The organism is Corynebacterium sp. HMSC064E07 (assembly GCF_001815745.1).
GTDB classification, from domain to species: Bacteria; Actinomycetota; Actinomycetes; order Mycobacteriales; family Mycobacteriaceae; genus Corynebacterium; species Corynebacterium jeikeium_D.
The window spans coordinates 145,935-158,819 of record NZ_KV821793.1 but is presented as its reverse complement, the minus strand read 5'-3'; the positions used below and the strand labels follow the sequence as shown (position 1 = coordinate 158,819).

Here is a 12,885-nt window from a genome sequence, read left to right as displayed (position 1 = left end):
TTCGCTGTGCATCTGCGCTTGTGGGCGCCTCTAGGTAGCCGCTAGCGCAACTAAAAACTCCCGCACCAGGTTTTTCTTGGTGCGGGAGTTTTTTTTAATCGCGCCCCTGGTAGTCAAATACCGGCAGCGACCAGCCACGCCACAGCGCCGCTAGTCGAATGAACAGCGCCGACAGTACAGCGCAGATAATGTTGATGCTCTCGTGCAGGCCAACCATGTCGAGCACGTAGTAAAGCGTCGCCGCGACGACTGCGATGGAGGCATAGAGCTCCTTTTGGAACACCAGTGGGACGCGGTCACACATCAGGTCGCGGAGCACACCTCCAAACGCACCGGTAAGAACGGCGCCGACAATAGCGATGATGACACCGTGCCCCATCTCCATGGCCACGCGGGCACCGATGATGGAAAACGCCGACAAACCGATCGCGTCAGCGACCAAGAACACGACTCGGAAGTGCTTCATCAGGAAGTCGGCCAACAGCACCGTGATCAGTGCGGCACCGACGATAACCAGCAAATATTGTGGGCTTGCAACCCACACCAACGGATAGTGGCCGAGAATGACATCTCGCAGGGTGCCACCGCCGATGGCAGTCATGCACGCAATTGTTGAAACCCCAAAGAGATCCATGCGCATTCGACCGGCCGCCAGCGCACCGGTGACGCCTTCGGCCGTAATTCCAATGACCCAGAGGATGTGGAGCAGCATGATAAGAAATATAAAGGACTTCGCCCGAATCGGTAGAACTATAGGCTAATATCCCGCAATCTTCGCTCCCCCACTCCTGCTTTCAGCTCGGCTCGGCCCTCTTCATTGCTTCCCAGCTAGCCCTGATCGCGAATCTCCAGCACCGGAATCGAGCGGCGAATCCGCTCCACCTCCGCTATATCAACATCGGCGACAAGCAACTGCGGGCTGTAGCCCGCCGAGGCAATAACCCCGCCGTCCGCATTGACCAGCATGGAGTGCCCCGCGCCAGTTGGCCCCTCATCCTTCCCCGCTGCCTTAGCCCCGCCAGGCCGGGCCGCATCAACTGCTGCAATCACACAAGTGCTATCCAGCGCACGCGCCGAGACCAGAGTCTGCCACTGCGTCACCTTGCCCGGACCATCATTCCACGATGCAGGCAGCGCGATGACCTCCGCGCCCAGGTTGGCCAGTTGAATGAATTGCTCCGGAAACCTGATGTCAAAGCATGTCGCAAGGCCGAGGGCGACCGACGATCCGTCGACAAGCGGGACATCACACACCACGTGCGCGTTGCCCGGCGCGACGGTATCGGATTCGCGAAACCCGAAAGCGTCGAAGAGGTGGAGCTTGTCGTAGAACTCGACACCGGGGCCGTCCTCATCACGCCAAGCCAGGAGCAGCGAATTGAAGACACGGTGCATCGTCTTACCGTCGCGCTCCACTTCATCTGCCGGGCGGAACATGCCGACTACCACGCTGATTCCGGCATCGTGAGCGGCCTGCGAGACCTCCGCTACGAACCTATCGCTGCTGGACTCCGCCACGGCATCCAGGCGACCGGAATTGAACGCCTTCATCGTGGCCTCGGGGAAGACCACCAAATCGGCGTTGTCCTGTGCTGCTCGCGCGATAGTCACCTTTACCGCGTCCAGATTCTCTTCAACCGATGCTGACAATTCCAACTGAGCCAGTGCAATACGCATGCCTAAATGTTACCGGCTCCCCCGGATTGACTGTCCTGAAGTTATCCACAGGACGTCGCCGTGCGTTGCTATCGCTCAGAGTTATCCACAGTTCGCTGAAGATGCTCTTCCGCTGCCTTTCGCCACCCAGCAGAATCAAAAACATGGCCGAACACATCACAGTCAATCCAGCTCAACTATCCGCCTTAAGCCGCTCTTACCAGCAGATCTCCACTCGTATTGATGGTCTTTCCACCATCGTCGCAGCTGCCCCGGGAAGTGCCGACCTCACCTCTGCCCTGCCCGGCTCACGGATTGTCCCCGCTGCCTCCACTACTTGTGGGAAGTGGTCGGAATCATTGCTTGCCGCGTGCACAAACATCGACGTTGTTGCGCAGGCTGCCGATGCCCTCGCGGTCAGCGCTCTCGCGCACGAGCATGACCAGTCCGCCGCCTTGGAAAAGCCGTCATGGTCACGGTAGGCGAAGCGCTGCTGTGGCGTGTGGATTCGCTGGAGATCCTCGCCCGGGCGCTGCGTTCCGGGGCGCGCGCCCTCACCGATTCCGCCGACAGTTCCCAGGGCGCACTCAACGCGCTTTCAGAGGATGACTTCGCCGGCGACAACCGCAGCGCCGCCGAGGCTTCTGTCACCCACAGCTCCACGCGTCTGCGCCGGAGCAGCGTAGCGCTCGAACGTCTCGCCGCCTGCTGCAGCGATACCGCCGCCATGCTTAACGACGTCATCCGCGAACTTACCGACGCGGTAAACCAGGCAACCAACCTGGGGTTTCAGGTGAATCTGGTTTCTGGTGCGGTGACTCCGCCGGAGGGCATGCTGTCTACGATTGCGCGCAGCCTCGTTCATCCCAAAATTCCTTCCGGGCCTTTCACCATGGCCGAATGGCGTGCAACCTCGCAGCTTCGGATTCAGTCGGCCTTGGCTGAACTCAACCGACTCGATGAGAAGGCGGCGGGCGCAATCTCAGCTCTTTCACCACTGGTGGCAAGCGGAGCTAGTGGCTCGGGTAGATTGCAGCCATCGCAGGCTGGTCGTGGTACTGGCACCACTAGCGACAAAGAGATTGACGGTGGTTGGGACTTGGAAGTTGGGAGCGGATGGGCTGGGGCGTATTCGAGTAGCCCGCTATCAGAGATAGATGCCGCCATGTCCGCTCGCGCCAGGGCTTTGGGGCTGCCTCCTGGACAACTATTGGAGTCCTCGCCTGGACATTCTGCGATTGCGTTCGGTGACGTTGAGCGAGCATCGACTGTGATCACTCTCGTCCCCGGTACCAGCTCTAGCGCGGAGGACGCTAGCAAGCAGTTCGAGCGTGTAGCCGCGACCTTCCACGCCGCCGGTGGAAATCCGGAGGATGTGGCGGTGGTGTTGTTTTCCTATGACGCGCCACCCAACCTCCGTGAGGCCATACGCACCGAGTATCACAATTTTGCTGCAGAGCGGCTGCAGCACTTGCAAGCCGGTTTGATTGAGCGTTCCGGTGGTGTCGATAGCGGTGACACTGCAGTTGCCGGTGGCGCTACCGCCCATGCCCAGTCTCCTACTCAGCGGCACGTTGTCGCCGGCTATAGCTATGGGGCGACGGTGGTCTCGCAGGCCTCCCTTGGTAGTGGCCTCTACGCGGATAGGGTGCTGCTCATAGCTCCGCCAGGTGTTGGCCCTGGACTGGAGCGTGCAAACGACATGAAACTGCTCAAGCCGGACGGTACAGCCCGACCCGAATATGAAAATAGCCACCGTGTGGCGGTGGCGACGTCCCCGATGGACCCCATTCGGATTCCTGCCGAACTGGGGATTCATGGGAAAAACCCGGCGGATAAAGACTTCGGCGCGTACGCACTCAACCTGAGTGAGCGTGGCCTGTCCATGCGAGACTTGGCCGAATTCATGGTCACTCCCGTGCAGGATATTCCTCAAAAGTATCGGCACGTTCAGGGCAACCCACACATCGAACACTACTTTGACGATGAAGTTTTCACTCGCGAGACCAACCGGTGGCTAACTGATAGCTGACCGGCGTCTCAGATCAACAGTTGCTTATCCGCGGCCCAAATTAACAAGCCAAGAGAAAACGGACTAACCAGCCGACGCTGCTTAGTCCGTTCAATCACCCGTGTGAGTTATCCTTCCCCGCCACGATCACCTCTGCGCCCGCGCCGCGTGCGCGGCTCCCACATCACCACTGCCGTAGAGCGTGGGACGTGAACCAGTTCGCCTCGCGAACGACGAGCCTGTGCCTTTGCTTGATAGAGCTGCTCTCGCAGTTCTGCATTTTCCTGCTCAAGCGAATCCACCCGCTCAGTCAGGTCGATGATGGCCTTAATACCGGCCAGGTTGACGCCGTCTTCCTGACTCAGACGCTGAATCTCACGCAGCAGCGCCACATCGCGTTTGGTGTAGCGCCGACCTCCGCCGGAGGTTCGCTGCGGAGTTACCAACCCGAGTCGGTCATAATTGCGCAGCGTCTGCGCATGCATGCCCGCGAGATTCGCGGCTACGGATATGACATAGACCTCAGTGTTGTCGGACATTATTTCGCACCTGCCCAACCCTCACGAGGATTGAACCCGCTGGCACGTTCCGCTTCGACGTAGGAGCGCAATGCCGAAGTGGCATTGTCGTCCAAATTGGTCGGCACCTTCACACGCACGGTTACCAGCAGGTCACCCGGAGTGCCATTGCGCTTCGGGATTCCTCGACCGCGCACACGCAGTGTTCGGCCATCGGCTGTGCCAGCCGGGACACGCACGCGAATCTTGTCACCCAACGTCGGCACGGTAATGGTGCCGCCGAGTGCGAGCTCGCCGAAGCTCACGGGCACCGTGACCTCAAGGTCGTTGCCGCTGCGGGTGAAGACTTCATCCGGGCGAACATGAACGGTGACAAAGAGGTCACCGGCCGGACGTCCCCGCAGTCCCGCTTCACCTTGGCCCGCAAGACGGACCTTCTGGCCGTCCACCACACCTGCGGGGACGCGAACGGTGATGGTACGACGGCGGGTGGTCACACCGGTGCCGTTACACTGCGAGCAAGGGTTCTCGATACGAGTGCTCTGGCCACCACAGTCCGCACACGGACTGGAGAAGCCGAAGGCCCCCTTTTGCTCCTTGACATATCCCGAACCATGACAGGTGGTACACGTCACCGGTGAGGTTCCCGGCGCTGCACCCGAACCATTGCAGTTCGTGCATGGCGACGGGTTGGTGAGCTGCAGCGGGATGGTGACACCTTGGGCAGCCTCGCGGAAATCGAGCGTAATCTCTGTCTCCACATCCGCACCACGGCGGGCCTTCTGCCGCCCGGCAGCACCAGCGCCACCATTGCGGTTTACGAAGCCGCCCAGGAAATCACCTAGGCCACCTGCACCACCAGCATTGCCACCGAATCCGGCACCTCCGCCGAAGAGATCCGACACGTCGAAGTCGAATCCACGTGCACCGGCAGCACCGGCTCCGCCGGCACCTGCGGCACCGGGGAATCGGAAACCACCTGCGAGAGCTGCACGCAGCTCATCGTATTCGCGGCGCTTGTCCTCGTCACCGACCACCGAGTATGCCTCGGAGATTCGCTTGAACTTATCTTCAGCGGCCTTGTTACCCGGGTTCTTGTCCGGGTGGTTCTCCCGGGCTAACTTGCGGTAGGCCTTTTTAATCTCGTCGAGTGACGCAGACTTAGAGACGCCCAAGTCAGCGTAATAGTCCTTATCTGCCCATTCCCGTTGAGTCATGGTGCATCTCCTCCTTTCAGAAAAACTAATTCAAAGAAATCTGCGTCACTTGTGTCTCCGCTACTGCGGATCGCCGATGATTACCATCGCCGTACGAATGACACGGTCATTAATTCGGTAGCCCTTGCGCAGCACATTGGCTAGAACCTTGTCATCCCCTTCAGAGAGATCCTGGACAGCCTCGTGGATGTCCGGGTTGAACTCCTCTCCTGCGGCACCAAATTCCTCAACACCCTGTGCGGTCAGCACGCCACGGAATTTATCCGCGAAAGCCTTCAGCGGCGTGCCGTCTGCCAAGTCGCCGTGCTCTTCAGCCCGGTCGAGGTCATCAGCCAAAACCAGCAGTTCTCCAGCCAGCTTTGCCTTCGCCTGTACGCGCTCGGCTTCACGGTCTCGGTCAACTCGACGACGGTAGTTTGCGAACTCCGCCGACAGGCGCTGCAGGTCCTCCGTGCGCTCATCCAACTCACGCTGGATGGCTGCAACTGGGTCTGCAGCTTCCTCCGCGGCGGTGTCGCCGGCGGCACCTTCGGTCGCCGGCTCCACGTCGTCGTCAAGCTTGGCCTGCTCGAAGACCTCGTTGACCTGATCGGCCAGGTTGGCCGGCTCCTCCGGGGTGGGCTGGTTTCCCTGATCCTGGTCAGTCATTCTTACTTGTCCTTCTCGTCCTCGTCGACGACCTCAGCGTCAACGACGTTGTCGTCAGCGTCAGCGGCCTCAGCACCCTCGGCTGCGGTTGCACCCTCAGCTGCCTGAGCCTCGTAGATAGCCTTACCCATCTCCTGGCTCTCGGTGGACAGCTTCTCGACGGCGGACTTGATGGCCTCGATGTCGGAGCCCTTCAGAGCCTCGTCGACTTCCTTGGCGGCCTCTTCAACGCGGTCGCGGATGTCCTGGGAAACCTTGTCCTCGTTCTCCGATGCGAACTTGCGGGTCTGGTAAGCCATGGACTCAGCCGAGTTGCGGACTTCCTGCTCCTCGCGGCGCTTCTTGTCCTCGTCAGCGTGCTTCTCAGCGTCCTTGATCATCTGGTCGATCTCCTCCTTGGAGAGGCCGGAGCCGTCCTGGATGGTGATCGTGTTTTCCTTACCAGTGCCCTTGTCCTTAGCGGTGACGTGGACAATGCCGTTGGCGTCGATGTCGAAGGTGACCTCAATCTGCGGGACACCACGCGGTGCCGGAGCGATACCGCCCAGCTCGAAAGAGCCCAGCAGCTTGTTAGCTGCAGCCATCTCACGCTCGCCCTGGAAGACCTGAATCTGAACGCTCGGCTGGTTGTCTTCAGCAGTGGTGAAGGTCTCCGAACGCTTGGTCGGGATAGTGGTGTTGCGTTCGATCAGCTTGGTCATGACACCGCCCTTGGTCTCAATACCCAGCGACAGCGGGGTGACGTCGAGCAGCAGCACGTCCTTGACCTCACCGCGCAGAACGCCGGCCTGCAGAGCAGCACCAACTGCGACAACCTCGTCCGGGTTAACGCCCTTGTTCGGCTCACGACCACCGGTCAGTTCCTTGACCAGCTCGGAGACTGCCGGCATACGGGTGGAACCACCGACCAGCACGACGTGGTCAATGTCGGAAACCGAAACATCAGCGTCAGCAATGACCTGCTGGAACGGCTTACGAGTGCGGTCAAGCAAATCAGAGGTGATGCGCTGGAACTCAGTACGGGACAGGGTCTCGTCCAGGAACAGCGGGTTCTTGTCAGCATCAACGGTGATGTACGGCAGGTTGATAGATGCCTGCTGCGAGGAGGACAGCTCAATCTTGGCCTTCTCAGCAGCCTCACGCAGACGCTGCAGAGCCATCTTGTCCTTGGTCAGGTCAATGCCGTTGCTGGACTGGAACTTCTCAACCAACCAGTCAACGATGCGCTGATCCCAGTCATCGCCACCGAGCTTGTTGTCACCAGCAGTTGCGCGAACCTCAACAACACCGTCGCCGATCTCCAGCAGGGAGACGTCGAAGGTACCGCCACCGAGGTCGAAGACCAGAATGGTCTGCTCCTTGTCGGACTTCTCCAGACCGTAAGCAAGTGCAGCAGCAGTCGGCTCATTGACAATGCGCAGGACGTTCAGGCCAGCAATCTGACCCGCTTCCTTGGTTGCCTGACGCTCAGCGTCGTTGAAGTAAGCCGGAACGGTAATAACCGCATCAGTGACGTCGTCACCCAGGTAAGACTCAGCGTCGCGCTTCAGCTTCATCAGCGTACGAGCGGAAATCTCCTGCGGAGTGTACTTCTTGTCATCAATCTCGATGCTCCAGTCAGTACCCATGTGGCGCTTGACCGAACGAATAGTGCGATCAACGTTAGTGACAGCCTGGTTCTTAGCGGACTGGCCAACCAGGACCTCACCATTCTTTGCAAATGCAACCACCGACGGAGTGGTGCGCGAACCCTCAGCGTTCGCAATCACCTGAGCCTCGCCGCCCTCGAGGACGGAGACACAGGAGTTCGTCGTACCCAAGTCAATACCAACAGCGCGTCCCATGATGAACACCTTTCTAGAAGAGTAAAAGAATTGCCCTTAAGTCTTACGCGCTCAAGTCTGCATTGCCGTAGAAAATCTGTCAAGCAAACTTGAGTGTGTCCGACTCAATGTTTGTCATGCTATGCAACGGACTATGGGACAAAGTTATTCCAACCCGACTCAACTTTTCTAAAAAAACCGTCATCACCGCAGGTCACCGCGATAAAAGATTTTTACAAGACTATGCTCTAAAGCCACTCACGGTAGCCGACAGCGCAATTTTCTATACAGAATCCTGCCTCTGGACTCCAGGGGGACAAAGAATTTCCTAGCACTAGCCCTGGGAACTTTCCTGCACAGCGAACCGACTAATCCCCTGACGTGTTTTGCAGCCACCGGCTCATCAACAGGCCATGCCCTTGTTACCCCATGGCCTGACACCGAATCAGCTCTGGCGGCTCCACTAATACATGTCTAAATTCTCCCCATTTACGGGGCGATTGAGCCAAGAATTCATCCCACTTATTTAGGAGTTTTTCGTGCCTCAGAATGCACAGCGACACCATTTCCCCTTTTTCCGTGGGCTCGCAGTAGCGTCGGCAAGCGCCGCACTAACCCTCGCCTTCCCTGCCATTGCATCCGCACATGTGCATGCAACCCCGTCGTCTGCCCCGATTGGCGGCTACGCGGATCTGGCTTTCGGGGTCGGCCATGGCTGCGACGGTTCGCCGACGACGAAGGTCGAGTTCACCATCCCGGAGGAGTTCGAAAAGGTTACGCCGAACGTGAACGCGAACTGGGATGTCACCAAGGAGTCGACCGGCTCTGGCAAGAATGAAAAGGTGCAGAAGGTCATCTACACCGCAAAGACTCCACTGCCGTCGGACCTGAAGGATTCTCTGACGCTCAGCGTGAAGGTGGCTGATGACGCAAAGCCGTCGACAGTTGAGGTGCCGACGCTGCAAACCTGTGAAAAGGGTTCGATGAACTGGGCTGAAAAGGACCACGATAGTGACTACCCGGTTCCAACTGTGGAGCTGATTGAGAAGTCGGAAGACAATGAACATAGCCACGGTCACGACCACAGCCACAACCATGGCACCAGCGAGACAAACCACGGCGATAGCCGCTCAGACGACGTGGAGCATTCCGCAGCTGCTACCAGCGAGGATTCGAGCAGCACGCTTGGCGGCTGGGGCCTGGGGCTCGGCCTCGTGGGCGCGCTGACCGGTATTGCCGCATTGGTAGTTTCACTGCGTAAGCGAGGTTAAGACCACAGGCGGATTGCCACTCGGGAATCCGCCTTCACCGCGGCACTGCCGCCCATGCCTTCACAGAGCTCACCCCATGCGAGCACATAGAGCCGGCCGATCTTGACAATGCACGCCGGAGGATAATCCGTGCTGTCGGCTCGTCGTTTCGGTCGACGCAGTGAACGGACAATGCAAAGCTCTCAAACAATGACGGCTGAATCACGCATCTAGGCTCGGATTGAGTTAGGCGAAGCTTTATGGCGTATTCGAAAACCGTTCGAAGGCAGTGGGAGGATTACACTGGCAAAACAGCAAAAACTCGAGCTGGGAACCCCGTCCCATCCTTTGGCTTCGGCCAGGAGGCAACCACGAGAGCCCCCGTTTCCGGCACCTGGTCGAGCCCAGCCAGAAGTTCAATCTGCCATCGGTCACGCCCTAATAGATAGAGTTCCGTCGGCAAGCTGCCACCATGAGCCACGATGCCGGGGTCCGTATCAGTGGTCTCGTGCCCAATCGCCACAACGCCACGGTTGTCTATCAACCATTCGACAACCTCAACGTTCCATCCTGGGTAGTGAGTCACGCCCTCTTCATCCGCATTGGCCATTGCCTCAGCGTCAGGCCACCGCTTTGACCAGTCACTGCGAAATGCGACAAATGCACCGCCCGGAATCAAACCATTGCGTTCCTCCCACGCCTCGACATCAGCAATCGAAGGGGAGAAATCATTATCCCGAGCGACTTCAGCAGTGAAATCTAGGACGACCAAAGGCAGGATCATCTGCTCGACGCCAATATTGTCAAGAGTTCTCGTCTCTTGGACGAAATGCACAGGCGGATCCACATGCGTACCCCACTGGCCAACAAACTGATACTGGTCGATTTCAAATCCATGCTCAGCAACGGTGAAAAGCCGTGTTCGCTGTTCGTCGGGAAGCGCAGGGAATTTCGGCTGACCGGCGTGAAACGCGTGAGTCAAGTCAACATAGGTGTGGTTTTCCCGAAGCTTGCGAGCAATGTCCCATAGTTCGTGCGTGTTTGCGGTGTTCTTGTTCGACATAAAGCGAAGTATATAGACAAAGCTGTCTAGTTAGCCAATATGGCCACCGGCACATCGAGCACTAAAAGACACCAACTCGCCCCACCCTGCACCTATCAGCTCAAACAGCCTGACGACACCCGCTACCGCAGGTACCCTCGCATACAGGAAAGACTTTTCAAGCCGCAGCCACGTTCTTCAGATTTTGGAATTGCGGGCTACATACACAACTTTCACCAAACTCAAGCCATCCCAAAGGAGTATCTAATGACCACCTACGAAAACATCCTTACCGAAACCCGAGGTCGCGTCGGCATTATCACCCTGAACCGCCCGAAGGCACTGAACGCCCTGAACCACAAGACCATGGAAGAGATCGGCGCAGCAGCCACCGCTTTCGACAACGACTCGGGAATCGGCGCGATTATCATCACCGGCTCCGAGAAGGCGTTTGCCGCAGGTGCGGACATTAAGGAGATGGCGGACAAGTCCGGCACCGAGATGTATGTCTCTGACTGGTTCGCACGTTGGGATGTTCTGACTTCCGTCCGCACTCCAGTTATCGCCGCCGTCAATGGCTATGCCCTGGGCGGTGGCTGCGAGGTCGCTATGATGGCGGACTTCATCATCGCTGGCGCTAAGGCCAAGTTCGGTCAGCCTGAAGTCAACCTCGGTATCTCTCCGGGCATGGGCGGCTCGCAGCGTCTCACCCGCGCAATCGGCAAGGCTAAGGCAATGGAGATGTGCCTCACCGGCCGCATGATGGGCGCCGAAGAAGCTGAATGCGCGGGTCTGGTCGCCCGCGTCGTCGAGCCGGAAGCGCTTCTCGACGAGGCCCTGAAGGTCGCCGACACCATTGCGTCGAAGTCGCTGGTTGCCACTACCCAGATTAAGGAACAGATCAACCAGGCCTACGAAATGACGCTGTCGCAGGGACTGCTCTTTGAGCGTCGCACCTTCCACTCCCTGTTCTCCTCCAATGACCAGAAGGAAGGCATGGCCGCTTTCACTGAAAAGCGCGAGGCAAACTTCACCAACTCGTAAGAGCGCGCGGCGGCGTTGGGTGCGAGGCGCGGCGGCGCGACCCAAGTACTTTTTGCCAGCTTTTTGTAGGAAGTAACCGCGAATTCGGCGCTACTTCCTACAAAAAGCTGGCAAAAATGTTTCTGGGGGGGCAGGCGAGGCCACCCCGGGGCCAAGAGCGCCACCACCCCCTGGGAGGCCACCGGAACCGACTCCCCAGAGTCCGTAACAACGGCGGACCTCGCCAAGCGATTCCCAGGGGCCCACATCGCCAAGACACTAAACCACGTCTCTTACGAGGAACTGATTAGCGATTACCGAACCCCGGAAGAGATCGCCGAGGGCGCACCGCGCCGAGCGATTGCAGTCATGTCGACAGACCCTGCGGCCCTCGAGGCCGCACGAGCAACAGTCGAAGCCTTCGGATTTGAACCGGTGCCCGTTGACGTGAGCGTCGGCAAGCGATTCAGACCCGACGGCGACCTTTTCGGAGTATGGCTATCTGCGGACCAGATGAGACGGGCGGTCGAGAAATAGAGGCGCCGACTAGAGCCTAGGACTAGTAGCGAATGGCCATGCGACCATCAATCTTGCCCTGCCGCATCAGCTCGAAGACATCGTTAATTTCGTGCAGCGAGCACTCCTTAACTGTCGGCTTGACCAGCCCGCGGGCGTAGAAGTCGAGAGCCTCGGCCATATCCTGACGCGTGCCGACGAGCGAACCACGAATAGTGAGATTGCGGAAGACAATGTCGAACACGCTCGCTGGGAACTCCCCCGGCGGAAGGCCATTGAAAACAATGGTTCCATCGCGGCGCGCCATGCCAAGCGCCTGGCCGAACGCACCCCTATGGACAGCAGTGACCAGAATGCCGTGAGCCCCACCATCGGTATAGGCCTGAACCGCCTGGACCGGATCCTCATCCTTAGCGTTCACAACGAACTCGGCACCCCACTCCTTTGCGTGGTCGAGTTTGTCTTCCGCGATATCCACGGCAATTACGCGCATACCCATCGCCTTGGCGTATTGGACCGCCAAATGCCCCAATCCACCGACGCCAGAAACCACCATAAACTGCCCCGGCTTCGTCTCGGAAACCTTGAGGCCCTTATATACAGTCACGCCGGCGCAGAGAATCGGCGCGGCCTCCAGGTAGTCCACGCCCTCCGGTATGCGAGCAGCATACCGCGTGTCGACCAGCATGTACTCGCCAAAGGAACCGTCCTGGGTATAGCCGCCATACTCGGCGTCGTTGCACTGAGTCTCGCGGCCGGTCCGGCAGTACTCACAGTCACCACACGCGGACCACAGCCATGCATTGCCGACAATGTCACCCACGCTGACCGAATGCTTTCCAGGGCCAAGCTCGACCACCTCGCCGATTCCCTCATGCCCCGGAATGAAAGGCGGCTCCGGCTTGACCGGCCAGTCCCCCTCTGTCGCATGCAAGTCAGTGTGACAGACGCCGGAGGCAATCAACTTCACGAGCGCCTGATTCGGCCCCGGCTTTGGCAGATCGACATCGCGAACATTGAGGTTTGGCCCAAATTCATCAACAACTGCGGCGGTGAACTGGGAGGATTGCCCGGAACGGACACGGTCTGACTGCACGGAGGTCATGATCAATCAACTCCTTGATTAGTCGGAAAACAACTGACGTACAACCCCACACTTTTTGAAAACAGTTTGCATTAGC

At 58.7% G+C, this 12,885-nt stretch carries 12 protein-coding genes; 4 read left to right on the top strand and 8 right to left on the bottom strand.

Translation table 11 applies throughout. The features are described 5' to 3' along the window. Nucleotides 1-94: 94 nt before the first annotated feature. On the bottom strand, nucleotides 95-712 hold the full coding sequence (locus tag HMPREF3053_RS00655) for a trimeric intracellular cation channel family protein (RefSeq protein WP_038626783.1): 618 nt from the start codon (nucleotides 710-712) through the stop codon (nucleotides 95-97). A gap of 116 nt (nucleotides 713-828) precedes the next feature. Next, on the bottom strand, nucleotides 829-1,677 hold the full coding sequence (locus HMPREF3053_RS00650) for a carbon-nitrogen hydrolase family protein (RefSeq protein WP_070767115.1): 849 nt from the start codon (nucleotides 1,675-1,677) through the stop codon (nucleotides 829-831). Between the two features lie 143 nt (nucleotides 1,678-1,820). Between HMPREF3053_RS00650 and HMPREF3053_RS00645 the strand changes: the two genes are divergently transcribed. Next, nucleotides 1,821-2,138, top strand: coding sequence for a hypothetical protein (locus HMPREF3053_RS00645; RefSeq protein ID WP_070767114.1), 318 nt, complete (start codon nucleotides 1,821-1,823; stop codon nucleotides 2,136-2,138). Further along, complete coding sequence (locus HMPREF3053_RS00640) at nucleotides 2,126-3,688, top strand: alpha/beta hydrolase (protein ID WP_049171727.1); 1,563 nt, start codon at nucleotides 2,126-2,128, stop codon at nucleotides 3,686-3,688. The genes HMPREF3053_RS00645 and HMPREF3053_RS00640 overlap by 13 nt, the downstream gene beginning before the upstream one ends. A gap of 107 nt (nucleotides 3,689-3,795) precedes the next feature. Here the strand turns inward: HMPREF3053_RS00640 and HMPREF3053_RS00635 are convergent, their stop codons facing one another. The 4 genes from HMPREF3053_RS00635 to dnaK are packed head-to-tail and all read right to left on the bottom strand — an operon-like array spanning nucleotide 3,796 to nucleotide 7,894. Continuing rightward, nucleotides 3,796-4,206 (bottom strand): heat shock protein transcriptional repressor HspR, encoded by a 411-nt coding sequence (locus tag HMPREF3053_RS00635; protein ID WP_049171730.1) that lies wholly within the window; start codon nucleotides 4,204-4,206, stop codon nucleotides 3,796-3,798. After that, nucleotides 4,206-5,402: a molecular chaperone DnaJ gene (dnaJ, locus tag HMPREF3053_RS00630; protein WP_070767113.1), complete on the bottom strand. Its 1,197-nt coding sequence runs from the start codon at nucleotides 5,400-5,402 to the stop codon at nucleotides 4,206-4,208. Before dnaJ ends, HMPREF3053_RS00635 begins: the two co-directional genes overlap by 1 nt. Nucleotides 5,403-5,462: 60 nt before the next feature. After that, the gene (gene grpE / locus HMPREF3053_RS00625) at nucleotides 5,463-6,050 is read right to left on the bottom strand and encodes a nucleotide exchange factor GrpE (protein WP_016421563.1); all 588 of its coding nucleotides are present in this window, start codon (nucleotides 6,048-6,050) and stop codon (nucleotides 5,463-5,465) included. Between the two features lie 2 nt (nucleotides 6,051-6,052). Next, entirely contained in the window at nucleotides 6,053-7,894 is a 1,842-nt protein-coding gene (gene dnaK / locus HMPREF3053_RS00620; protein WP_048734453.1) for a molecular chaperone DnaK, read from the bottom strand. Between the two features lie 518 nt (nucleotides 7,895-8,412). Between dnaK and HMPREF3053_RS00615 the strand changes: the two genes are divergently transcribed. Beyond that, nucleotides 8,413-9,144 carry a YcnI family protein gene (locus HMPREF3053_RS00615; RefSeq protein WP_049171733.1) on the top strand — a complete coding sequence of 244 codons (732 nt, stop codon included), beginning with the start codon at nucleotides 8,413-8,415 and terminating at the stop codon, nucleotides 9,142-9,144. Nucleotides 9,145-9,421: 277 nt separating this feature from the next. Here HMPREF3053_RS00615 and HMPREF3053_RS00610 read toward each other — a convergent pair whose 3' ends face one another. After that, the gene (locus tag HMPREF3053_RS00610; RefSeq protein WP_049171735.1) at nucleotides 9,422-10,186 is read right to left on the bottom strand and encodes a cyclase family protein; all 765 of its coding nucleotides are present in this window, start codon (nucleotides 10,184-10,186) and stop codon (nucleotides 9,422-9,424) included. A gap of 246 nt (nucleotides 10,187-10,432) precedes the next feature. On the opposite strand from HMPREF3053_RS00610, the gene HMPREF3053_RS00605 reads away from it, so the two are divergent. Continuing rightward, nucleotides 10,433-11,209 (top strand): enoyl-CoA hydratase, encoded by a 777-nt coding sequence (locus HMPREF3053_RS00605; protein WP_049171737.1) that lies wholly within the window; start codon nucleotides 10,433-10,435, stop codon nucleotides 11,207-11,209. A 538-nt stretch (nucleotides 11,210-11,747) separates the two neighbouring features. On the opposite strand, the gene adhP is transcribed toward HMPREF3053_RS00605, so the two are convergent. Next, nucleotides 11,748-12,809 (bottom strand): alcohol dehydrogenase AdhP, encoded by a 1,062-nt coding sequence (adhP, locus tag HMPREF3053_RS00600; protein ID WP_070767112.1) that lies wholly within the window; start codon nucleotides 12,807-12,809, stop codon nucleotides 11,748-11,750. Nucleotides 12,810-12,885: the final 76 nt, after the last annotated feature.